Below are 22,893 nucleotides of genomic sequence, written 5' to 3'. Positions count from 1 at the left end.
GACGAGATCAAAAGGACCGGCCTCTCCGGCCTGGTATTCCGGCGCGACCATGCGCATCGTCAGTCGGCAATCCCGCTACCATGGATTACCCCGCGCAAGGATCTTCGCTATCTACGTAGTGTGGTAAAAACCATTATCACAGAGGCTGGCCTACGTCAGGAGCTTTCTTTTCGGTCCTTCCGACACGGAGGATTTACTGAAGGCGCCGACAGCGATCTCACGGATGCAGAGTTGCGCGCCGCTGGCCGTCATAGATCAAGTCGCCAACTGCCAACCTACGCCAAGCGTACTGGCAGGCAGTTGATCATTGCCACAAAAAAGCGTCGCGAGGAGCGGACAAGATCTCTTCTTATTCGGCTAAACGCCAATCTCTCCTCGGAATAAAGGCGCGTCGATCGACGGCAGCGCCCACGAATGCGCTGAAAGGATCGCCTATTTTCCCGTCCACACCGGCTTGCGCTTCTCGCTGAACGCTTTCAGCCCTTCCTTGGCGTCCTCGGTCATCGCGAGCAGCGCGATCTGGCTTTCGGTGTAGGCGATGCTCTCGTCGAACGACATCGAGGCGATGGCACGCATCGCGTATTTGCCGCGCCGGATCGCGGTCGGGGATTTATCGACGATTCGACCGATCAGCCAGTCGACCTTGGCATCCAGTTCGGCCGCGGGCACGATGTAATTGAGCAAGCCCGCTGCCAGCGCCGCTTTCGCGTCGAACGGCTCGCCGGTCAGCGCCCATTCGTTGACGAGGCGCGGCGGGGCGATGGACTGCAACAGGCTCAACACCTGCATCGGGAACACGCCGACCTTGACTTCCGGCAGACCGAAGATGACGTGATCGGCGGCGACGGCCATGTCGGTCATGCAGAGCAGGCCCATGCCGCCGGCCATGCAAACCCCGCCAACGCGCGCAATCGCGGGCTTGGTCGCGTTCTGCGACAAGCGCAACAGATCGGCATAGTCGACATTCGGCTTCGAATGATCCATCGCGAAAGCCGCGCCGGAGTTCTGCAGGTCCGCACCGGCGCAGAACGCCTTGTCGCTCGCGCCCGTCAGCACGATGACACGGACGTCCTTGTCGTCATGCGCGTCGCGATAGCCGCGCGCGATGCCGGCGATGACCTCGCCATTCAGCGCGTTTCGTTTCTCGGGACGGTTGATGGTGATCCAGAGCGCCTGGCCGCGCTTCTCGGTGATCACGGCTGTGGTGTCGGTCATGGTACGCTCGCTTCCTTGGGCTCCCGTTTAGCGGCCCATTTGCGGCAGCTCGGGCCGAAGGTGCAAGGGCAATCTGCGGTACGGCGCCGCTTTAGCGCCTCGACACAAACTTGAAAGGCGATCGAAGCGCAGGCTCAGGCCGCGACCGCTTTCCTGATCCAGACCTTGTTGTCGTGGAATGCGGCGCCGCCAATCGGCGCAATGGTGTCCGCGCCCGTCAGCATGTTGATGCCGCGGTCACCGATATGGTTCTTGTTGGGATGAACGGACTCCGCGATCAGCACGCCGCGCCGCACGCCCTCGAACAGCGTGGCGATCAGCGTGGTCTCGCCGCGGGTGTTGCCGAGCGTCACGGCATCGCCATGGGCGATGTCGAGCGCGGCCGCATCCAGGGGATGGATCATCACGCTGGCCTTGCCCTCACGCGCTTGGGAGGACGGCGTCTCGTTGAACGTGGTGTTGAGGAAGCTGCGCGACGGGCTCGTCGCAAGCCGGAACGGATGGGCCTGGTCGGGATGCTCGATCACCGCCCAATGGTCCGGCAGCGACGGCATCTTGTCGAAGTCCCCCATCGTCTGGCCGAACGGCGGATGCGCCCAATCGGCTTTGAAATGGAATTTCCTGTCGGCATGGGCGAAGCCGTCGAGATAATGCGACGTGCGGAAGTCCGGCTGCAGGTCACGCCAGAGATCGGCTTCGAGGCCGGCAAGGTCGCCGTGGTCGCTGAGCTTCAGCGTCGCGTCGATCAATTCACGCGGGGTCAGCTCGAACCCCGGATGCTTGGCGCCAAGCCGCGGCGCCAGCGCCTGCAGGACCTCGTGATTGGAGCGGCATTCGCCGGGCGGGTCGATCAGCTTCGGCCCGACCGAGATGTGCTGGTGGCCGCCGCCGTAATAGAGATCGTCATGTTCCATGAACATCGTCGCCGGCAGCACGATGTCGGCCATCTCGGCGGTCTCGGTCATGAACTGCTCGTGCACCGCGACGAACAGATCCTCGCGCGCAAAACCCTGCGCTACCCGCGCCTGCTCCGGCGCCACCGTCATCGGATTGGTATTCTGGATCAGCATCGCCTTGACCGGACCTTTGCCGTGCAAGGCTTTGGAATCGCCGGTGAGAATGCGGCCGATCTGCGACTGGTCGAGCGCGCGGATAGTTGGGTCGATGGCGTCGTGGCCTTCGATGATGGATTCGTTGAAGTGCCACAGCGCGTAATTGTTGAAGAAGGCGCCGCCGCCTTCATATTGCCAGGCGCCGGTCACCGCCGGAATGCAGTTCGCGGCATGCATCTGCGCCGCGCCGTTGCGCGATCGGGTGAAGCCGTAGCCGAGCCGGAAGAAAGACCGCTTGGTCTCGCCAACCAATTTGGCAAAGGCCTCGATCTCCGCCACCGGCACGCCTGAGATCGCGGACGCCCATTCGGGGTTGCGCGTCTTCAGATGCGCCTCGAGCTCGCCAGGGCAATCGGTGTACTTGTCCATATAGGCGCGGTCGGCATAGCCGTCGCGGAACAGGACGTGCATGACGCCGCAGGCGAACGCGCCGTCGGTGCCGGGCCGCAGGATGATCTTGATATCCGCCTGCTTCATGGTCTCGTTGTTGTAGATGTCGACGGCCGCGATCTTGGCGCCGCGCTCCTTGCGCGCACGGGCAGCGTGCGTCATCACGTTGACCTGGGTGTTGACGGGGTTGGTGCCCCAGATCACCACGAGATCGGAGAGCGCCATCTCGCGCGGATCGACGCCGGCGATCTTGCCGGTGCCGATCGCGAACCCGATGCGCCCGACATTGGCGCAGATGGTCTGATAGAACCGCGAATATTTCTTCACATGCGTGAGGCGGTTGAGGCCATCGCGCATCACCAGCCCCATCGTGCCGGCGTAATAATAGGGCCAGATTGACTCCGCGCCGAATTCGCGCTCGGCCTGATTGAAGCGATGCCCGATCTCGTCCAGCGCCTCGTCCCAGCTGATCCGGGCGAATTGGCCGGAGCCCTTCGCACCGGTTCGGCGCAGCGGATACATCAGCCTTTCAGGATGATGGATGCGCTCGGCATAACGGGCGACCTTGGCGCAAACCACGCCGGCCGTATAGGTCTGCTTTTTCGAACCGCGGACACGGCCGATGCTGCGTCCCTCGACCACCTCGATATCGAGGGCACAGGCCGAGGGGCAATCATGCGGACAGGTCGAATGGCGGATTTCGATCTTGGCGTGCTGGTTCATGTCCAATTTGGTAACACCAAAATACCCCTCAGCCGAGGGTATTTATCCGGCAAGGCCCATGCGATTTGCTCAAACCATGCGCCGCCGGTTCCTGCCGCGACCGCGAAGAGCGGTGCCGCCACACCGAAAACCGCAGGATATTCCAGGCACCATCGGCCTTGTGAGGCGTCGACAGTCCGCCTCCCCTGCCGCTACAGTGCCACCAACAAGAACGACATCAGGGAGGTGGGTGTGACGGCCCGACAATTCATGCTGGCGCTGGCCGCCGGCCTGCTCTGCGCATGCTCCGCAAGCCCATCCCTGGCGCAGGACTATCCCAACCATGCGGTCCGGATCGTCGTGCCCTTCGGCGCCGGTGGGCCGGCCGATGTCGCGGCCCGGCAGATCGGCAATGCGCTCCAGGAGAGTTTTGGCCAGCCCTTCGTGATCGAGAACCGCACCGGCGCGGGCGGCGTCATCGGCACGGTCGAAGCGGCGAAGTCGCCCGCCGACGGCTACACGCTGTTGATGATGTCCAACACCCAGACCGCGAACGAATCCCTGCTGACGCCGGACAAGCGCAAATACGAGCTGATGCGCGACCTCACGCCGATCGCGCCGGTGAACGCTTCCGATCTCGTTATCGTTGTGAACCCGCAAGTCTCCGCGAAGACGCTGCAGGAGTTCGTCGCGCTCGCCAAGTCGCAGCCGGGCAAGTTGAACTACGCCTCCTCCGGCCAGGGCACGCCCTATCACATGGCCGGCGAGCTGTTCAAAGCCATGGCCGGCATCGACCTCGTCCACGTCCCCTATCGCAACAGTGGCGAGGCACGCAGCGGCGTGATCGGCGGGCAGGTGCAGATGATGATCGACGCGGTGCCGGCGATGGCGCCGAACATCGGCGAGAACCAGGTCCGCGCGCTCGCGACCACCGGCAAGCAGCGCTCAGCGGTGCTACAGAGCGTGCCGACAGCGATCGAGGCGGGCGTACCAGGTTATGAAGCCACCATCTGGCTCGGCCTGATGGCGCCGGCCGGCACGCCGAAGCCCGTGATCGACAAGCTCAATGCCGCCGTGAACGCGATGGTGAAGCGGCCCGACATCGTCAAGCTCTGGACTGCGCAGGGCGCGGTGCCGATGTCAATGACACCGGAGGAATTCGACAAATTCCTGCGCGGCGACATCGAGAAATGGGCCGACGTGGTCAAGAAGTTTGACAAGTCCTGAGGCCGTAGAGCGACAATGCCGACCATTCAATTCCAGCTCAACGGCACGGCGGTGGCCGTGGATACCGATCCGGATCAGACGCTGCTCGACGTGTTGCGCGGCCGGCTCGGCGTCACAAGTCCGCACTTCGGCTGCGGGGCCGGCGAGTGCGGCGCCTGCTATGTCATGGTCGGTGATCGCGCGATGGCCTCCTGCGACATGCCGATGTGGTCGGTCGCAGACAAGGACGTCGTCACGGTGGAAGGTCTCGGCACGGCGGAGCAACCGCATCCGCTGCAACGCGCCTTTATCTCCGAGCAGGCGATGCAGTGCGGCTATTGCGTATCCGGGATCCTGATCAGCGCGGCGGCGCTGCTGAAGCGCAACCCGTCGCCGACGGAGGCGGAGGTGAAAACCGCGCTTGATCGCAATCTGTGCCGCTGCGGATCGCACAACCGCATGGTCCGGGCCGTGTTGCGGGCGGCCGCGGAGATGGCGGGATCATGAGTGCGCCGTCCCCTGCCCCGACACTGCCGGTCAGCCTTGCGGCCAATCCCAAGCTGTCATCCTGGGTGAAGCTCATCGGCGAAGGCCGTGTGGCGATCTCGCCCGGCAAGGTCGAGATCGGCCAGGGCATCGTCACGGCCCTGGCGCAGATCGCAGCCGACGAGCTCGACGTCGATATTGACCGCATCGAGATGATCCGCGCCTCCACGGCGGCAAGCCCGAACGAAGGCGTCACCTCGGGGAGCCTTTCGGTCCAGCAATCCGGCCGCGCGCTGCGCCACGCCTGTGCCGAGGTGCGCCAGCGCTTCCTCACCGCGGCATCGGAACGTCTCGGCGTCGATGCATCGCTGCTCGAGATCGATGACGGCACGATCTCGGGCCCCGGCAATGTCAGGACCAGCTATTGGGAGTTGGCTGGTGACGTCTCGCTCGACCACGGCGCCAATGCGGGCGCGACGGCGAAGATGGTCGCCAAGCGCACTGTGGCTGGACATTCGGTCCAGCGGGTCGACATTCCCGACAAGGTGTTTGCACGGCCGCGCTTTATCCATGACTGTCCGCTGCCGGACTTGCTGCACGGACGCGTGCTGCGGCCGGACATCTCGGGCGCCAGGCTGATCGCGCTCGACGAGACGGCGACGCGAGCCGTTCCCGGCCTCGTCGCGATCGTCCGCGACGGCGGCTTTGCCGGCGTGATTGCCGACAGCGAGGTAGCGGCGGAAGCCGCGCTGAAAGCCTTGCGCAAGGGGGCGACATGGTCGGCCGGTGAGCCGCTACCCGATGAAGCTGATCTGGCCGGGTTCCTGAAGAGCCAGCCGATCGAGACCACCGTGATCGACACCAGGACCACTGCGGCAACGACAGAGAAAGCTGCTCGCACCCTCCGCCGGCAATACATCCGTCCCTACATCGCGCATGCCTCGATCGCTCCGTCCTGTGCGATGGCCCGATGGGACGGCGATCGTGTCCATGTCTGGACGCACAGCCAGGGCGTCTACCTGCTGCGCGCCGACCTCGCGATCGTGCTCAAGCTGCCGGTCGAGAACATCGTCGTCGAGCACATGGAAGGCGCAGGCTGCTACGGGCACAACGCGGCCGATGACGTCGCGCTCGATGCCGTGCTGCTGGCGAAGGCTGCCGGCGGCCATCCGGTGCGGGTGCAGTGGTCGCGCCACGACGAGATGTCCCACGCGCCGTTCGGCGCGGCGATGGCGATCGAGATCGAGGCCGATCTCGATGCGGACAACGAGATCGTCAGTTGGCGCCATGCGATCTGGAGCAACGGCCACGCGGCGCGGCCGGGGCGCGCGGCACAGCCCGCGCTGCTCGCCGCAACCGAGATTGCGTCCCCCTACCCGCGCATGATCTCGACCAATCCGCCCGCGGCCAATGGCGGCGGCGGCGACCGCAACTCCGTTCCGCTCTACGACCTCAAGGCCTGGACGATCACGAGCCACCGGCTGCTGACCATGCCGGTGCGCACCTCGGCGCTGCGGACGCTCGGCGCGCAAGGCAATGTGTTCGCCGTCGAGTCCCTGCTCGACGAGATCGCCGCCCTGCGCGGCGAAGACCCGATCGCGTTCCGCCTGCGTCATCTGCGCGACGAGCGCGCGAAGGACGTCATCCGGGCCGCGGCACGACGCGCGCAGTGGAAACCGCAAAGGAAGTCCGGCATTGGTCATGGCGTCGGCTTCGCCCGCTACAAGAACACCGGGGCCTATTGCGCCGCGATTGCGGAGATCGAGGGCACCGAAGACATCCGCGTCAAGCGGCTGACGCTTGCGGTCGATGTCGGCGAGGCCATCAACCCGGACGGTGTCATCAACCAGATCGAGGGCGGCGCGATCCAGGCGACGAGCTGGGTGCTGAAGGAACGTGTCCGCTTCGACCGCACGCGCATCACATCGACGTCCTGGACCGACTATCCGATCCTGACCTTCAGTGAGGTGCCGGCGGTGGACGTCGAGATCGTCCAGCGGCCGGAGATCGAACCGGTCGGTGCCGGCGAGGCCGCCCACGGCCCGATGACGGCAGCGATCGCCAACGCCGTCTACGATTGCCTCGGCGTGCGCGTGCGCGACCTGCCGATCACCCGCGACAAGATCATTGCAGCCATGGAGCTGGCATCGTGACGACAGTGAGCATTTTGAGCGGAGGCGCGGCGCAAGGCCTGGTGCGCGGCCTCAGCGATCCCTTCAAGACGCAGACCGGCTTCGGCATTGACGGTGAGTTCGGCGCCGTCGGCATCATGGCGGACCAGCTGCGCGCGGGGACGGCGGCCGATCTGGTGATCCTGACGCAGGCGCTGCTTGCAAGGCTTGCCGAAGAGACGCTCGTCATCCCCTCCTCGATCTCTGATGTCGGGCGGGTCGAGACCGCGCTGGCGGTCCGCAGCCGCGATCCCAAGGTGACCGTGAAGACTGAGGCTGATTTGCGCGAGGTGCTGCGCAGCGCCGACGCGATCTACGTCCCTGATACGAAAGCCTCGACGGCGGGACAGCACGTCGCGAAGGTGCTGGATCAGCTCGGCATCGCCTATGAGGTCGCGTCGCGCCTCAAGATCTTTCCCAACGGCGCGACCGCGATGCGGGAGCTTGCGGCGTCCACTGCCGCGCATCCGATCGGCTGCACGCAGGCCACCGAGATCATCGCAACCGACGGCATCGCGCTGTCGGGAGCGCTGCCGCCGGGCTGCGAGCTCGTGACGATGTACACGGCCGGCGTGACCACGCGGGCCGCCCATCCGCAAGAGGCGGCCGCGCTGATCGCGTTGCTGACCGGCGCAGACCGCAGGGATCTGCGCCAGCGCGCCGGCTTTACCGGCTAGATAGCCGCTTTATTTGTGCAACTGGGTGAGACCGGTCGGCGGACCGTCGACGGCGGTCCAGCCGCCATCGACGAACAGCGTGCTGCCGCTGACATAGCTCGCGGCGTCCGAGGCGAGATAAGCGACGGCTGTCGCGACCTCGTCGGCGCTGCTCCAGCGGTTGAACACGGTGTGGCCGGCGTAGAGATTGTAGATGTCGGGACGCTGCTTGAACGGGCCGGTCAGCGCGGTCTCGGCGATGCTTGGCGCGATCGCGTTGACCCGCACGCCGGAGCGTCCGACCTCGGAGGCAAAGCCCTTCACCAGCAGGCCAATGGCCGCCTTGGTCGAGCCGTAGACGCCGAGGCCCGGCTCGATGGTCACCGCCCGCACCGAGGAGCAGGCAATGATGCTGCCGCCCTTCTGCTCGACCATGATGCGGCCGAAAGCCTGGAAGAACCACACCGTGCCCTTGATGTTGAGGTTGAGGACGCGGTCGAGATCCTCCTCGGTGTAGTCGAGGATGGTCTTGCGGATGTTGAGCCCGGGCGTCGTCACCGCGATGTCGAGCCGTGAGAATTTCTGCATCACGGTCTTGGCCAGCGCATTGACATCAGCAGCGCTCGCGGCGTCGCACGCAGCCGCCTCGGCCCAGCCGCCCTTCTCACGAATGCCGGCGGCGGTTGTTTCGGCGGCGTCAAGCGCACGATCGGCGCAGATCACGCGGGCGCCAAGCCCGGCCAGCGCCTCGGCCGACGACTTGCCGATGCCCGAGGCAGCGCCCAGCACTACGGCCGTCTTGCCGGTGAGATCGAAGAGCTTGCGATAGTCAGTCACGGATAGAGTCTCCCTGCGTTGCTGCTATCCCTTGTAGCCCATCAGCAGGCGGGGCAGCCACAGCGAGAACGCGGGGACGTAGGTCACGAACATCAGAGCTGCGATCAGCGCGGCGTAGAACGGCAGGATGGTGCGCATCACCGCGCCCACCGAGATGCCGCCGATCGCGCAGCCTACGAACTGCGTCGTTCCGACCGGCGGGGTGTTCAGCCCGAGCGCGCAGTTGATCAGCATCAGCATGCCGAACTGCACCGGATCCATGCCCGCCTTCATCGCGATCGGCAGGAAGATGGGCGTGCAGATCAGGATGGTCGCGGCCATGTCCATGAACGTGCCCAGCACGAACAGGATGACGTTGATGAGCAGGAAGATGACCCAGGGCTGCGTCGAGACCTTGCCCATCATCTCGCCGGCGAAGTCGGCGACCTCGTAAAGCCCCATCAGGTACTGGAACATGGTGGAGACGCCGATCAGCAGCAGCACCACGCCCGTGGTCTTCACCGCCTTGGCCGCAGCGCGCAGGAAGTTCGGCAAGGTCATGGTGCGGTAGATGAAGAACGTCAGCAGGATCGTATAGGTGACCGCGACGGCCGCGGATTCGGTTGCCGTGAACACGCCGGACAGGATGCCCGCCAGGATGATGCCGACGATCAGAAGGCCGGGCAGAGCGGCGGCGAACGAGCGAAAAACCGCGGGCCAGCCCGGGAACTTGCCGGCCGGATAGCCGCGCTTCACCGCGACCGCGTAAGCGGCGACCAGCATGCACACCATCAGCACCAGCGCGGGCAGGAGGCCGGCGGCGATCAGCGCGCCGATCGAGACCTTGCCGCCGGCGGCGAGCGCATAGATGATCATGTTGTGACTGGTCGGCATCAGTGCTCCGACCAGCGACGCATGGGTGGTGACGTTGACGGCGTAGTCGGTGTCGAAACCTTCCTTCTTCATCATGGGGATCATCACGGCCCCCATCGCCGACACGTCGGCAACAGGCGAGCCGGACACGCCGCCGAACAATGTGCAGGCGACCACGTTCGACATACCGAGCCCGCCGCGGATGTGTCCGACGAGATTCTTGGCGAGCTGCACGATCTTGTCGGCGACGCCGCCATGCAGCATCAGCTCACCGCTGAAGACGAAGAACGGGATGGCGAGGAAGGAGAAGATGTTCATCCCCGACATCATCTGCTGGAAGATGACCGCGACCGGCAGGCCTTCGTAGAGGATCGTGCAAATCGCCGAGAGGCCGATCGCGAAGGCGACGGGGACGCCGAGGACCAGGAAACCGAAAAAAGTGGCGCCGAGGATGATCAGTTCCATGAGGGGACGACCTCTTCGCCGCGCAGGAGAGCGATAATGTGCTCGATTGAAAAGGAAACGATCAGGACGCCGGAGGCGATCAGCGGCACGTAGCGGATGACCTCGGGCAGGCCGAGATTGGGGATCTTGACCGTTCCGACCGAGGCTCCGAGGATCCAGCCGTTATAGGCCATCGCGACGCCGAAGCCGGCGACCAGGACGTGGATGACAAGCTCGATCTTCTCTCGCGCGTTGTCCGGCAGCATCACCAGCAAACTGTCCATCCCGATATGCCCGGCATCGCGCACGCCGACGGCGGCGCCGATCAACGTGACATACAGGATCAGAACCAACGCAAGGTTCTCCGTCCAGGTCGGGCTGGAATTGAGCACGTAGCGTCCGAACACCTGGTAGAAGACGATGGTGACGATGACGAGCAGCCCGGTCACCGACAGATACATGCCCAGCCGAGCGACGGGTGCATTGATCCGCGACAGCAGGCCGGTGGACGGGCGTCCGGCTACGTCCAGTTCGTGGTCTGCGACGTGAGGGTCTGTCATCCAAGTCTCCTTGCAAGTCTCCTTGCGCGCCTCCACTGCGTCGGTCCGGCGTCGCCAATCGGCAACGCCGGGCCGACGCTATGGCCTTACTTCGTGTCCTGGATACGCTTGACGAGGCTCTTCAGCTTCTCGTCACCCGCGAACTTGTCGTACACGGGCTTCATCGCGTCGACGAACTCCGCCTTGTTGGCGATCGTCACGACCTGAACGCCAGCCGCCTCAACGGTCTTGCGGGACGCCTGCTCGCGCTCGTCCCAGAGCTTGCGCATGACGGGCACCGATTCCTTGGCCGCCTTGCGGACCATCGCCTGGTCTTCCTTGCTCAGCGTGTCCCAGACCGTCTTGGACATCACGAGAACTTCGGGCGCCAGAGAGTGCTCGGTGACGTTATAGAACTTGGCGGCCTCGAAATGGCGCGAGGACTCGTAAGACGGCCAGTTGTTCTCGGCAGCGTCCACCAGACCGGTCTTGAGCGCGGTATAGACCTCGCCATACGGCATCGGGGTCGGATTGGCCCCAAGGCTCTGGATCATGCCGACCCACAGATCGGATTGCTGGACGCGAATTTTCAGACCCTTGACATCCGCGAGCGACTTGATCGGTGCCTTGACGGTGTAAATGGACCGGGCGCCGCTGTCGTAATAGGCGAGGCCGATCAGGCCTGCGGGCGCCATGGCCGCCAGGATCTCGTCGCCGATCGGCCCGTCAAGGACGGTACGCATGTGCTGCGTGTCCCGGAAGATGAAGGGCAGGCACAACGCGATGGTTTCCGGCACGAAGTTGTTCAAGGGCGATGCGTTGATCCGCATCATGTCGAGTGCGCCGATCTTGAGCTGCTCGATGGTGTCCTTCTCGGAGCCCAGGGCACCGTTGGGGAACACCTTCACGCCGAGCTTGCCGCCGCTCGCCGCAGCGAGCTGCTTGCCCATGAACTTGACGGCCTCGACGGTCGGATAATCGGCGGGATGGATGTCGGCGGAACGGAAATCGCGTGCGGTCGCCAAGGGGGCTGAGACCGCCAGCAGAGCGGCTGTGATGACGCCGGTAAGTATCTTCATCTGGGCTTCCTCCTGAGTTGATTATGTCGTTGGGCAGATGCTGCGGGCCGCCTTGGGTCGCTCCACTTCCGGTATGAAGTCAAGCGCCATTGTCGTCCCTAGGGCGCGCGGCATTCTCTGTCCAAGCCAAATCCGGCATCGATCAATGCTAGAGTTGCATCGATGGATCAAGCCGCCTTTGGGCGGACAACCGGCTCGTAGCCCGCTTTTTCCGAAATCATCTGTCCGTCTGCCGCGGGAAGCGTTTATGCGCGTTGCTTGACGCCGCCGGTGCGGCCCCCTCAAGATGCTGCGAAACAAAACGGACCATCCCGAGGAATGCCCATGCCGCGGAAGCTGATCGACATCTCCGTGCCGCTCAGAAACGACGTGACGGCGGATCCGCCGGGCAATCACCCGACGATCCAGTACATCGATCACCAGCAGGGCCTGCCGCGGATGCTGCAGTTCTTCGACGGCCTTACGGCGCAGGACCTGCCGGACGGCCAGGGCTGGGCCGTCGAGCAGGTCTCGCTGTCGACCCATAACGGCACGCATCTCGATGCGCCCTGGCACTTCCATCCAACCATGAATCGCGGCGAGCGGTCATGGACGATCGACGAGGTGCCGCTGGAATGGTGCTTTCAGCCCGGCGTGAAGCTCGACTTCCGACATCTGCCCGACGGCTACGTGGCGAGCGCCGACGACGTCGAGAAGGAGTTGAGGCGGATCCGGCATGCGCTGTCGCCGCTGGAGATCGTCGTCGTCAACACCGGCGCCGGCGCCAAGTTCGGCCAAGCCGACTATGTCAGCTCAGGCTGTGGCATGGGCTATGAGGCCACCATGTATCTGCTCGAACGCGGCGTGCGGCTGACCGGCACCGACGGCTGGAGCTGGGACGCGCCGTTCGTCCACACCGCGAAGAAATATGCCGAAACGAAAGATGCCGGCCTGATCTGGGAGGGCCACAAGGCGGGGCGGCACATCGGCTATTGCCATCTCGAGAAGCTGCACAATCTCGACCAGCTGCCTTCGACCGGGTTCACCGTCTCGTGCTTTCCGGTGAAGATCGAGCGGGCCTCCGCAGGCTGGACCCGCGCCGTCGCGATCATCGACAGCTAGCTGTCGAGCCCGCTCTCGGCGAGTTCGCGCAAGGCATCCATGTCGAGCACGACGATGGCGCCGTGCTCGAGGCGAACCCAGTTGCGGCCCGCCCAGGCGCGCAATTGCTTGTTGATGCTCTCGCGCGTCATCCCCACCATCTCGCTGATCTCCTGCTGCGTGATGGCGAGCGTGCCGCTGCCGGAGTCGAACTTGCGCTCTTCGGTGAGGCCGAGCAGCGCGCTCGCAAGCCGGCCCGGCAGATTTTGCAGGATCACCTGCTCGACCTGCTGGCTGGTCCAGCGCAGGCGCGCGCAGAGCAGCTCGATGAATTTCATTGCGAGCGCCGGCTGGCTCTTCACGAACGGCAGGAAGTCCCGGCGATCGATGATGTAGAGTTCGCAATTGGTGTTGGCGGTCGCATCGGCCGACCTGGGGGCGCCGTCCAGCACCGCGATTTCGCCGAAGATCTCTCCGGGACCGATCAGATTGAGAATGGCGTTACGGCCGTCGGGCGACGAAGAGGAAATCTTCACCGTCCCTGTGATCACCGCGAACAGATTGTTGCCGGGATCGCCCTTGGCAGCGATCGTCGCGCCGCGCTTCACCGTGGTGTGCTTGGCGTAACGGCAGAGCTGATCCAGCGCCTCCGGCTCCAGATCCGCAAAGATCGGGTGCTTGCGCAGGACCGATAATTTATTCCCCGCTGCTTGTCGGGGGTCGTCGCCGGTCTTGTCCTGAGGCACGCCACTGGGCTCCTAAGACTGCGAGGCACTGGGGTCCCTGCGTAGTCAGTGTAGCCCAGTTTTTCAACCGGAAAGCATGCTCTCGATTTGAGGCAAACGCGGCGAAAATGCCGCGGTCAGGGGCGAAGCCGGCAGCCGAAGGATGAGCCAATGCGTCCCGGTCGATGCAGAGTTGCAAGCGCCGCACGCCGCCTTGCGTTGAGGCGCTGCCAATCGTCCCGAGTTCGCACGGCCTAGCCCGCGCCGCGGGCGCCACAAAATGCGACCCTAATCTCAGGAGCTTCGACGCTTGACGTCTGACTTGAGCGGGCCCGCGCTGGTTTGCCGGTCTGCCCAGGCCAGAGCCCCGGCGAATGTGACAAAGATTGCCACGACAATGATGCTCATAAGCAACGCGTCAGCCGGCATGATGCCCTCCCCTGTGGTTTCAGGCATTATTCGGGGCACGCGGCCGAATGCATTGATCCCGATCAAAATCGAGCCGCGCTGCGTCGGAATCAGGCTGCGGCCAAGGCCTCGACCTTCGCCGGATCGAGCAGGCTGATCCCGCCATGAATGATCTCGATCACGCCGTGGCGCTCCAGCTTGGTGAAGGTGCGGCTGACGGTCTCGATGGTCAGGCCGAGGTAGTCGGCGATGTCCTGGCGGCTCATCGGAAGCGGAACCGTGTCCGATGCCCCCTTCAGCGAGACCAGCCGCTCGCGCCAGCCGAGCAGAAAGGCCGCCACCTTTTCGTCCGCCGAACGGCGGCCGAGCAGGACCATGTGGTCCCGGGCCTGGTTCAGCTCGCGAATTGCCAGCTCGTTGATCCGCCTGAGGAGGTGCAGCCGGTCCTCGATGAAACGGCCGAAGGGTGCCTTCGCAAACTGGCATACCGTCACCGCGCCGATCGCATCGGCCGAAAAATTGTGCCTGCCCGAAATATTCATCCCCAGGAAATCGCCGGGCAAGGCAAAGCCCACGATCTGCCGGCGGCCGTCGGCGAGTAGCTTGTACAGCCGCATGACGCCCTCGAGGAGATTGTAGAACGAGGTCGTGATGTCCTCCTCGGAGAACACAGTCTCGCCTGAGGAAAAATGGACGCGCCGGCCGAGATGCTCGAATTCCCGAAGCTCGACCGCATCCAGCGACGAACAAACCGCTGATGCGCGGACGGCGCAATCGGTGCAGAGCTGCCAGTTCGGTTCAATCGTGACTATGGGCTTCATCGACCGCTCCAAGCGCCGGGTGGCCATCAGGCCCATTCCGTCGCGCGGCTGCATTTTACTGCACTGCGCCAAGGCCGGTTGACCCAGATCAATTTTGGAGGGAATCCCCGCCCTATTCTTCTCCCGGACATAATCGGGGTCACTTTACATGCTGCAAGGAACGCTGCGTCACGGGTTGATTGGGTTGCTTCTGATCACGCCTGCTGTGGCGGCCCCGACCGCCGAACAACGCGGCAAGGCCTTTGCGCGAGCCAATTGCGCGCGCTGCCACGCGATCGACCGTGCGTCGAACAGTCCGCTCAAGATCGCACCGCCGCTGCGCGCCCTGCACCAACGCTATCCCGTCGAGAGCCTTGGGGAGGCGCTGGCCGAAGGCATCAACACCGGCCACGCCGACATGCCGGCCTTCGAGCTCAGTCCGGACCAGATCCACGATCTCCTGTCCTACCTCAAGACCCTGGAATAGCCGGCGTCACACCGCCTGCACCGTCCAGCCGATCAGCTCCTTGGCGATGCGTGTGAAGGCCACATCGAACGCTGCGACCGCCGCGGCCGGTTCGACCTTGTCGAGCTTTTCGCTGGTGTCGAGGAGACGCGAGGCGATCACCTTGCCGTTCTTGTCGACGATCCGCGCCGACAGTCCGATCTCGACCCGTGCCTCCCCCTCCGTGGCGATGCGGAAGCGCCTGATGTCGATCAGCAGCTGATAGTCCGCTTGCCCCAGATCGGCCGTTCGCAATGGCGCGTGGGCGATGTCGTAGTTCTCGAAACTGTCGATCAGCCGCGCCTGCACCAGTTTTGGAATGCTGTCGGCCCAGAGGAAGTCCGCAAAGCCCGGATTGTCGCCGCCGGGGGCGAACAGCATGCGCTGGGTCTGGAGCATGGCGACCGCCGTCGGCTCGGGAATGGCCAGTGACGTCGAGAGCGTCTTGCCGGCCGGCCCGAGGTTCTGCGGCGTGCGCAGGTCATAGGTGACTTTCTGCGCCGGCGTTCCGCCGCCGGTCATCTTCTCCAGGCCCGCCAAAATGCCGTCGATTTTGCCGGTGTTGCGCGCAAGCCCGTCCGAGAAGGTCTTGAGATTGGCGATGGTGTCCTTCAGCGGACCCGAATTGTCCTCCAGCACGGTGTCGACCCGCCGCAACGCATCACGCGCGGCTTGCGTCATGCTCTGGCCCGCACCCGCCTCGGCAATCAAGGTCGGGGTCGGGGTCTCGCCGGATTTGGTGACGATGACGCCTCCCTCCAGCGTCACTACCGGCACGCCGGTCAGCCCCTGGAAATCGAGCCCGACCCTGCTGTCGGCGCGCACCGGCGTGGTTGAAGCAACCGATATCGTCGCATTGACGAAGCGTGGATTGTCCGGCGCAAGCCCGAGCTGGGTAACCTCGCCGACGCGGATGCCGTTGAACAGTACGCCGGCTCCGACCAGAAGACCGGGCACCGGGCCCTGGAATTGTACGTGATAGCTCGTGCGCGGCCCGATGCCGCCGGTGTTGTTCAGCCAATAGACGAAGCCGAACACCGCGAGGATCGCGGCCAGGACGAAACTGCCGATCAGCACGTAGGGAGCGCGGGTTTCCATGTCTCATCTCATCTCGTGTTGCAGCATCTGCGAGCGCTTGCCATGGAAATAGGCGCGCACCCAGGGATGCTCGGATTGCAGCAGGTCGCGCATCGGACCGATCGCCACGATCTTGCCGTCGGCAAGAGCAGCGACCCGATCGCAGACCGTTGTCAGGCTCGCCAGATCATGGGTAACCATGAAGACGGTGAAGCCGAGGGTCTTTTGCAGGGTCGCGATCAGCGCATCGAAATCACCCGCCGCGATCGGATCGAGGCCCGAGGTCGGCTCGTCCAGGAACAGGATCGGCGGATCGAGCGCGAGCGCGCGCGCCAGCGCGACGCGCTTGGTCATGCCGCCGGATAGCTCCGCCGGATATTTATCGGCATCCTGCGCCCGCAGCCCGACCATTTCGAGCTTGGCGATCGCGATCTCGTCCATCAGCTCCTGCGACAGGACGAGATTTTCACGAAGCGGAAATTGGATGTTCTGCCGGACCGTCAGCGAGGAGAACAGCGCGCCCTGCTGGAACAGAATCCCCCATGTCGTGGCCGCGCCTTCGGTGCGGCCGCCGATTGGCCGTCCCGTAACCTGGATGGTCCCGCCTTGGCGCGGGATGAGGCCGATGATGGTCCGCATCAGCACCGACTTGCCGCCACCGGACGCCCCCACCAGTCCGAGGATCTCACCCCGGCGCACGTCGAGCGACAGATGATCGAGCACGGTCTGCCGGCCGAAGCCGACCACGAGGTCGCGGACGCGGATCGCGAACTGCTCTTGCGATTCGCCCATGATCACATTCCGATCGAGGCGAAGAAGATCGCGAACATTCCGTCGAGCACGATCACCAGGAAGATCGACTTGACCACCGACGTCGTGGTCTGTCGTCCCAGCGACTCGGCGCTGCCCTTCACGCGCAAGCCCTCGCTGCAGGCGACTACTCCGATCACCAGCGCCATGAACGGCGCCTTCAGGATGCCCACCTCGAAATGGGTGACCGAGATCGCCTCGTGCAGCCTCGCGATGTAGATCGCCGGCGCCATGCCGCCGTAGAACTGCGCGACCAGGCCGCCGCCATAGAGTGCGGCAATCGATCCGATGAAAGCAAGGATCGGCAGCGCAATCACCAGGGCCGCAACCCGCGGCAGGATCAGGACGTGGACGGGATCGAGGCCCATGGTCGAGAGCGCATCAATCTCCTCGCGCATCTTCATCGAGCCGAGCTCGGCGGTGTAGGCGCTTCCCGAGCGGCCGGCGACCATGATGGCAACGATCAGCACCCCGAGCTCGCGCAGCACCAGGATGCCGACCATGTCGACGGTGTAGGACTCCGCGCCGAACCTGCGGAAATGGAAAAATCCCTGCTGGGCGATGATGGCGCCGATCAGGAAGGTGATCAGCACGACGATGGGGATGGCCTGCCAGCCGATGCGATAGAGCTGATAGATCAGCGATGTCAGTCGCAGCGAGCGCGGCCGGCGCAGCACGCCGATCACGGCCATGCACAACGCGCCCAGCATTTGAAGAAAGATCGTGATGTCTTCACGCGCGCCGACCGTGGACTTGCCGAGATCGCTCAGCCTGAGCAGAACAGGGTTGGGTGCAGGCGTCGGCAGCGGCGTGTGGCGGTTGACCTGACGCACCTCGTCCATCAGGCCACTGAAATGGTCGGCGACCCCGATAAATTCGGTCGATCGACCGGACGATGAAGCCCTGCGCGACAGCTTTTCCAGGACCCAGGCGCCGAGCGTGTCGAGCGCGCTGACGCCCGACATGTCCAAGGTCACGGCTCTGGATTGATCGACGTCCGCCCCGACCGACCGGGACAATGTCTCCAGCATCGACACGTTCGCGGCAATCCACGGCCCTTCCGGGCACAATTTCAGCTCTTCGCCGGAGGGCGTTGCCAGCAACAGCGGTTCGGAGTTCACGCTTCCACCTCATCGGGACAACCCGGTCCCCATTCAGCCGGTCATTCTAGGCCAGCATGTGGCAGCCGGTTTGACCTGTCTCAAGACCACGACGCGTCTGCCTCCTTGACGCAAATCAAGCGCGGTCGGACCAGTGGGTCCTAGGTTTGTTTCCATTAACGGGGAAATCAGATCGATGTTCGACAGCGACAGGATGAGCGATGAACTGCGCACGCTGAAGATTGACGTCACACGCTTGCTGAGCACGGCCGGCGAGGAGATGTTCGACAGTTCGAAGGACCGCGCGGAGGCGCTTGCCGATCAGATCAGGGCCGCGCTCGCCGAGCTCGGCGAGACCGTCGACGAGGAGCAGGAGCAGCTGCAGGGCCTCATTGCGGACCGCCCGATCACACCACTTGCCTCGGCCTTCGCGCTCGGCGTGGTCGTCGGCTTCATGCTGCGGAGGCACTAGGTGAACACCGAAAATGTCGTCAAACATCTGCGGGTGCTCTGGCGTACCGACAGGATCATCGCGGACATCCGACTGCGCCACCTGCTGATCGGCCTCGGCCTGCGCGCCTTTGCGGCGCTGATCGCCGCCTTCGGCCTCCTGATGCTGGAGCTATCGGCCTATTTCGCACTGGTGCAGATCTGGAGTGCCATTGGCGCGGCCGCCATCCTCGGCGCCGTCAATTTTGTCATCGCAGCCATTCTCTTTGTGATTGCCGGCCGGCCTCCCTCGGGGCGCGACATCGAACTCGCCAACGAGATTCACGGCGCATCCATCGAAGCACTTCAGCTCGAGGCACGCACATTCCAGGCCCAAATGTCGGGCGCCGTGCATCATCCGCTCAGCACGATCTTGCCGGTGCTGGTGCCGCTGATTGCGGTCCTGATCAAGACTTTGCGGAGAACGGCCAAGGAGTCCCCCGCGGCAAATTCGGCTGAAGCGCGCTCATAGCGGTCGCGCTCAGAGTTTCAGCCTGACGTCGCAAATGTCCGGTTCAGTGGGATCCGGCTTCACCTCGAAGCCGAGCTGCCGGCACATCTCCAGCATGGTGGTGTTCTCCCTGAGAACATCACCCGAGATCGCCTTGAGCCCCTCCGATCTCGCGTAGTCGATGATCAGCTGCATCAGGGCCCATCCCAGCCCCTTGCCCTTGAGATCGGACCGCAGCAGGATCGCATATTCGCCGCTCTCGTAGATCGAGTCCGAATGGAGTCGGACCACGCCGACCATCTCACCGCTCGCCTCGTCGAATGCGATAAAGGCCATCGCGCGCGCATAGTCGAGCTGGGTCAGGCGCGCGATGAACTCGTGGGTGAACTCCTTCATCGGCGCGAAGAAACGCAGACGAAGATCGTGCGCCGTGACATGACGCAGGAATGCGTGGATGGTCGGCTCGTCCTCCGGACGCAGGGGCCGCGCGAAGATCCGCCAGCCCTCCTTGAGCTTGAGGCGGCGCTCCCATTGGGACGGATAGGCCCGAACGGCGAAGTTGGCGGCGCCGGAGCCGGCAAACTTCGGTTGCGGCGGCCCGACCGCGACGCGAGCGTCGACCGCGGTCACGCCGGTTTCATCCGCCAGCAGCGGATTGATGTCGAATTCGCGGATCTCGGGAATGTCGGCGGCCATCTGCGCCAGCTTGACCAGGACCATGGCGACAGCGTCAGGCTTCACCGCCGGCACGTCCCGGTAAGCGCGAAGCAGCCGGGACACGCGCGTGCGGTCGATCAGGTCGCGGGCCAGTTGCAGATCGAGCGGCGGCAGCGCAAGCGCCTTGTCGTTGATGATCTCGACCGCGGTCCCGCCGCGGCCGAATACCACGACGGTCCCGAAGGTCGGATCGTCGGCGAGGCCCAGGATCAGCTCGCGCGCCTTCGCCTTGACGACCATCGCCTGCACGATGACGCCCTCGATGCGAGCTTCGGGACGCAGCTTTCTCGCCCGGGCGAGAATGTCGGTGGCGGCGGCGCGCACCGCCTCGACCGTCGTCAGATTGAGCACGACGCCGCCGACATCGGATTTGTGGACGATGTCGCGCGACATGATCTTCAGCACGACGGTGGCGCCTTGCGCAAAGATGTCTTCCGCGTAGGCCACCGCCTGCTCGACATCGGCCGCGGCGTAAGTGGGCACCATCGCGATATCGTAGGCTTCGAGCAGGTGCTTGATCTCGACGGGTTCGAGCCATTGCCGGCCGTCTGCGATGGCGGCAGCGACGATCTGTTTTGCGGCACGTGCGTCCGGCACGAAAGTCTCGGGCATTGCGGGTGGAACCTGGCTCAACTCCTCCACGACTTCGCGATGCCTCACGAGGTACATGAAGCCGCGCACGGCGTCATCCTCGGTCGGATAGTTCGGGATGCCCGCGCCGGACAGTGTTTCGATGATGTTCTGGTCTGCTCCGATCCACGAGGCGAGCACGGGCTTGGCCCAACTGCGGTGCTTCTCGCGATATGTCTTGACGCGTTCGGTCACCATCGTTGCGATATCGGCAGCCGAGGCGATCGCGGTCTGCACGTTGAGGACGAGGACCGCGTCGTTGTCGGGATCGGCGAGCAGCACCTCGAGCGCCGCCGCATAGCGCGACGCATCGGCGTCGCCCACGATGTCGACGGGATTTGCGCCGGACCAGGTCGGCGGCAGCGCGTCATCGAGCTTCTTGCGCGCGTCCGCCGAGATGCTCGCCGGAATGCCGCCGAGTTCGACCAACCGGTCGATGGCGAGGACACCGATGCCGCCGCCATTGGTCAGGATGGCGAGGCGCTTTCCCGCCGGCGACTCGACGCGGCCGAGCGTCTCGGCGCAATCGAACAGCTCGCGCAGATCGGAGACCCGCAGGACGCCCGCGCGGCGGAACGCCGCGTCATAGACGGCGTCGGCGCCCGCAAGCGCACCGGTATGGGTGGCAGCCGCCTTCGCGCCCTGCGCCATTCGGCCGGACTTCACCACGACAACGGGCTTCACGCGCGCCGCGGCACGCGCGGCCGACATGAACTTGCGCGCGTCCTGGATGGCTTCGATATAGAGCAGGATCGCGCGGGTCTTGTGATCCATCGCGAAATAGTCGAGCAGATCGGCAATATCGACGTCGATTTGATCGCCGATCGAGACGATGCCGGAGAAGCCGACGCCGCGCTGCGCGGCCCAATCGACCATGCCGGCCGCGATCGCGCCTGATTGCGAGATCAGCGCGAGATTCCCCGGCCCCGGCATGTGCGCAGCAAAACTGGCATTGAGGCTCACGGCGGGCATCATGATGCCCAGGCAGTTCGGCCCGATCAGCCGCATGCCGTATTTGCGGGCCGCAGTGATGGCGGCCCCGTGGAGGGACCCCGGTCCATGGCCGAGCCCGGCCGAGACGATCAGGGCGCCCGCCGAGCCGCGCCGCCCGGCTTGATCGACAATGCCCGGAACCGCGCGCGCCGGCGCGGTGATAACCACAAGCTCGGGCACGAACGGCAATAGATCGAGGCTGTCCACGGCCGTGACGCCGCCGATCTCCGCATGGCGCGGATTAACGAGGCCGAACTGTCCCGTGAATCCAGCCTTACGAATGTTCTCCAGAACGGCGCGTCCAACGGAGACCGGGCGGGCGCTCGCACCGACGAGCGCGACCGAACGCGGCGACAGCAGGTTCTTCAGACGATAGGTTGACATGAAAGCAAATGCGCCCGGTCGGTGGCGGTTCCGATGGTTGACGATCAGGCCGATAAACTGGCCACCCGCCTAGTACGAGATCATAACCCAGCACGGTGGCTCGCCAATGACGGTCTTTGTCACACCGCCCCAAACGATCTCGTTCAGGCGCGAATGATGGTAGGCGCCCATTACGATCGCATCGATGGCATGGGAATTCGCCCAGCTTCCGAGCACCTTGCCAATCGAGCTGCCGCCGCCCGCCACGGTTTCAAACGAGGCGTAGACCCCATGTTCCCTCAAGTGATCGACGAGAGCCGTCCCGGATTGCACGATCGCCTCGGACTTGTCGTCCGCCACGGTCACCACGCGGACCAGGGCTGCTGCCTGAAGGATAGGCAGCGCGTCGCCGACCGCACGCGCCGCACGCGCGGAGTGGTCCCAGGCGATCATGACGTTCTCGAATTCCGGGCGCAGTTCGTCCACATGCTGCTCCGGGCAGAGCAGCACTGGCCGTCCGGATTCGAACAAGAGCGTCTCGATGATGTGCTCGGTTCGGCTGTCGTGCGGCTTCACGGGGACCAGCGTGAGATCGCTGAAGCGCCCGTGCTCGGCCAGGACTGTCGCGATCTGGTCTGCCGGCACCTTGGCCGACCGGCTTTGAGCGCGAATGCCGGTGCGGGAGGTTGCGCGGGTGAACGCACCCAGGAGATCCTGACTGTCGCCCGCCCCAAGCGAGCCGTTTGGCTCGGCCGCATCGGAATCATCGGGGAGCATCACCTTCGGCCGCACGAAAACATCCTCTTCGAGCGCAAGCGCGGTGATCCTGGCGCCGAGGTCGGCGGCAACGGCCACGCATTTCTCGATCGCAGCAAGGGCCGGGCCGCGTGACTGGCCGACGAGCGGCAGAAAGACGTCCTTGATCGGCATCGGGATTCTCCTCAGGCGCCAGAATAGGCCGGCTTTGGTTGGGACGCTTGATCCTCGTCAAGCCCAAGAACTCCGACCGATCGGAAAGGAGACAGGCGTTGACCGAAGTCAAGGACTGGCCGTGAT

General features: G+C 64.5%; 21 protein-coding genes. 8 read left to right on the top strand and 13 right to left on the bottom strand.

Features of this window, described 5'->3' with window-relative positions:
- Positions 1-432: 432 nt before the first annotated feature.
- Positions 433-1,215: an enoyl-CoA hydratase/isomerase family protein gene (locus tag BRA1253DRAFT_RS33385; protein ID WP_007601618.1), complete on the bottom strand. Its 783-nt coding sequence runs from the start codon at positions 1,213-1,215 to the stop codon at positions 433-435.
- Between the two features lie 134 nt (positions 1,216-1,349).
- Complete coding sequence (locus BRA1253DRAFT_RS33380; RefSeq protein ID WP_007601617.1) at positions 1,350-3,440, bottom strand: molybdopterin-dependent oxidoreductase; 2,091 nt, start codon at positions 3,438-3,440, stop codon at positions 1,350-1,352.
- 249 nt (positions 3,441-3,689) lie between these two features.
- Here BRA1253DRAFT_RS33380 and BRA1253DRAFT_RS33375 point away from each other — a divergent pair, with 249 nt between their 5' ends.
- The 4 genes from BRA1253DRAFT_RS33375 to BRA1253DRAFT_RS33360 are packed head-to-tail and all read left to right on the top strand — an operon-like array spanning position 3,690 to position 7,959.
- Positions 3,690-4,646, top strand: coding sequence for a tripartite tricarboxylate transporter substrate binding protein (locus tag BRA1253DRAFT_RS33375; protein ID WP_198288326.1), 957 nt, complete (start codon positions 3,690-3,692; stop codon positions 4,644-4,646).
- 15 nt (positions 4,647-4,661) lie between these two features.
- Positions 4,662-5,132 carry a (2Fe-2S)-binding protein gene (locus BRA1253DRAFT_RS33370; RefSeq protein ID WP_007601615.1) on the top strand — a complete coding sequence of 157 codons (471 nt, stop codon included), beginning with the start codon at positions 4,662-4,664 and terminating at the stop codon, positions 5,130-5,132.
- The gene (locus tag BRA1253DRAFT_RS33365) at positions 5,129-7,264 is read left to right on the top strand and encodes a molybdopterin cofactor-binding domain-containing protein (protein ID WP_007601614.1); all 2,136 of its coding nucleotides are present in this window, start codon (positions 5,129-5,131) and stop codon (positions 7,262-7,264) included. The genes BRA1253DRAFT_RS33370 and BRA1253DRAFT_RS33365 overlap by 4 nt, the downstream gene beginning before the upstream one ends.
- Positions 7,261-7,959, top strand: a complete 699-nt coding sequence (locus tag BRA1253DRAFT_RS33360; RefSeq protein WP_007601613.1) for a substrate-binding domain-containing protein — start codon at positions 7,261-7,263, stop codon at positions 7,957-7,959. The genes BRA1253DRAFT_RS33365 and BRA1253DRAFT_RS33360 overlap by 4 nt, the downstream gene beginning before the upstream one ends.
- A gap of 9 nt (positions 7,960-7,968) precedes the next feature.
- Here the strand turns inward: BRA1253DRAFT_RS33360 and BRA1253DRAFT_RS33355 are convergent, their stop codons facing one another.
- The 4 genes from BRA1253DRAFT_RS33355 to BRA1253DRAFT_RS33340 form a co-directional block, all read right to left on the bottom strand.
- Positions 7,969-8,775: an SDR family NAD(P)-dependent oxidoreductase gene (locus BRA1253DRAFT_RS33355; protein WP_007601612.1), complete on the bottom strand. Its 807-nt coding sequence runs from the start codon at positions 8,773-8,775 to the stop codon at positions 7,969-7,971.
- A 24-nt stretch (positions 8,776-8,799) separates the two neighbouring features.
- On the bottom strand, positions 8,800-10,092 hold the full coding sequence (locus BRA1253DRAFT_RS33350) for a TRAP transporter large permease (RefSeq protein ID WP_007601611.1): 1,293 nt from the start codon (positions 10,090-10,092) through the stop codon (positions 8,800-8,802).
- Positions 10,083-10,631 (bottom strand): TRAP transporter small permease, encoded by a 549-nt coding sequence (locus tag BRA1253DRAFT_RS33345; protein WP_007601610.1) that lies wholly within the window; start codon positions 10,629-10,631, stop codon positions 10,083-10,085. The genes BRA1253DRAFT_RS33350 and BRA1253DRAFT_RS33345 overlap by 10 nt, the downstream gene beginning before the upstream one ends.
- Positions 10,632-10,717: 86 nt before the next feature.
- Positions 10,718-11,689, bottom strand: coding sequence for a TRAP transporter substrate-binding protein (locus tag BRA1253DRAFT_RS33340; protein WP_007601609.1), 972 nt, complete (start codon positions 11,687-11,689; stop codon positions 10,718-10,720).
- Positions 11,690-12,013: 324 nt separating this feature from the next.
- Between BRA1253DRAFT_RS33340 and BRA1253DRAFT_RS33335 the strand changes: the two genes are divergently transcribed.
- The gene (locus tag BRA1253DRAFT_RS33335; protein WP_007601608.1) at positions 12,014-12,790 is read left to right on the top strand and encodes a cyclase family protein; all 777 of its coding nucleotides are present in this window, start codon (positions 12,014-12,016) and stop codon (positions 12,788-12,790) included.
- Here the strand turns inward: BRA1253DRAFT_RS33335 and BRA1253DRAFT_RS33330 are convergent.
- Both BRA1253DRAFT_RS33330 and BRA1253DRAFT_RS33320 read right to left on the bottom strand, forming a co-directional pair.
- On the bottom strand, positions 12,787-13,515 hold the full coding sequence (locus tag BRA1253DRAFT_RS33330) for a Crp/Fnr family transcriptional regulator (RefSeq protein ID WP_007601607.1): 729 nt from the start codon (positions 13,513-13,515) through the stop codon (positions 12,787-12,789). The two genes, BRA1253DRAFT_RS33335 and BRA1253DRAFT_RS33330, sit on opposite strands and share 4 nt — an antisense overlap.
- Before the next feature lie 497 nt (positions 13,516-14,012).
- Positions 14,013-14,723, bottom strand: coding sequence for a helix-turn-helix domain-containing protein (locus tag BRA1253DRAFT_RS33320; RefSeq protein ID WP_007601605.1), 711 nt, complete (start codon positions 14,721-14,723; stop codon positions 14,013-14,015).
- Positions 14,724-14,871: 148 nt separating this feature from the next.
- Here BRA1253DRAFT_RS33320 and BRA1253DRAFT_RS33315 point away from each other — a divergent pair, with 148 nt between their 5' ends.
- Positions 14,872-15,189, top strand: coding sequence for a cytochrome c (locus BRA1253DRAFT_RS33315; protein ID WP_007601604.1), 318 nt, complete (start codon positions 14,872-14,874; stop codon positions 15,187-15,189).
- A gap of 6 nt (positions 15,190-15,195) precedes the next feature.
- Here the strand turns inward: BRA1253DRAFT_RS33315 and BRA1253DRAFT_RS33310 are convergent, their stop codons facing one another.
- The 3 genes from BRA1253DRAFT_RS33310 to BRA1253DRAFT_RS33300 are packed head-to-tail and all read right to left on the bottom strand — an operon-like array spanning position 15,196 to position 18,215.
- Positions 15,196-16,305 carry an MlaD family protein gene (locus BRA1253DRAFT_RS33310; RefSeq protein ID WP_007601602.1) on the bottom strand — a complete coding sequence of 370 codons (1,110 nt, stop codon included), beginning with the start codon at positions 16,303-16,305 and terminating at the stop codon, positions 15,196-15,198.
- Between the two features lie 3 nt (positions 16,306-16,308).
- Entirely contained in the window at positions 16,309-17,076 is a 768-nt protein-coding gene (locus BRA1253DRAFT_RS33305) for an ABC transporter ATP-binding protein (RefSeq protein ID WP_007601601.1), read from the bottom strand.
- A gap of 2 nt (positions 17,077-17,078) precedes the next feature.
- Positions 17,079-18,215 (bottom strand): ABC transporter permease, encoded by a 1,137-nt coding sequence (locus tag BRA1253DRAFT_RS33300; RefSeq protein ID WP_007601600.1) that lies wholly within the window; start codon positions 18,213-18,215, stop codon positions 17,079-17,081.
- Positions 18,216-18,390: 175 nt separating this feature from the next.
- On the opposite strand from BRA1253DRAFT_RS33300, the gene BRA1253DRAFT_RS33295 reads away from it, so the two are divergent.
- The gene (locus BRA1253DRAFT_RS33295) at positions 18,391-18,666 is read left to right on the top strand and encodes a hypothetical protein (protein WP_007601598.1); all 276 of its coding nucleotides are present in this window, start codon (positions 18,391-18,393) and stop codon (positions 18,664-18,666) included.
- Positions 18,667-19,155: a phage holin family protein gene (locus tag BRA1253DRAFT_RS33290; protein WP_007601597.1), complete on the top strand. Its 489-nt coding sequence runs from the start codon at positions 18,667-18,669 to the stop codon at positions 19,153-19,155. It abuts the gene before it with no gap.
- Between the two features lie 9 nt (positions 19,156-19,164).
- Here BRA1253DRAFT_RS33290 and BRA1253DRAFT_RS33285 read toward each other — a convergent pair whose 3' ends face one another.
- Positions 19,165-21,858 (bottom strand): bifunctional acetate--CoA ligase family protein/GNAT family N-acetyltransferase, encoded by a 2,694-nt coding sequence (locus BRA1253DRAFT_RS33285; protein ID WP_007601595.1) that lies wholly within the window; start codon positions 21,856-21,858, stop codon positions 19,165-19,167.
- A 69-nt stretch (positions 21,859-21,927) separates the two neighbouring features.
- Positions 21,928-22,767: a universal stress protein gene (locus BRA1253DRAFT_RS33280; RefSeq protein WP_007601593.1), complete on the bottom strand. Its 840-nt coding sequence runs from the start codon at positions 22,765-22,767 to the stop codon at positions 21,928-21,930.
- Positions 22,768-22,893 lie beyond the last annotated feature (126 nt).

The organism is Bradyrhizobium sp. WSM1253 (assembly GCF_000244935.1).
Lineage (GTDB): Bacteria > Pseudomonadota > Alphaproteobacteria > Rhizobiales > Xanthobacteraceae > Bradyrhizobium > Bradyrhizobium canariense.
Note: the sequence above shows the minus strand (reverse complement) of the source record. Positions and strands in the feature narration are given on the sequence as shown.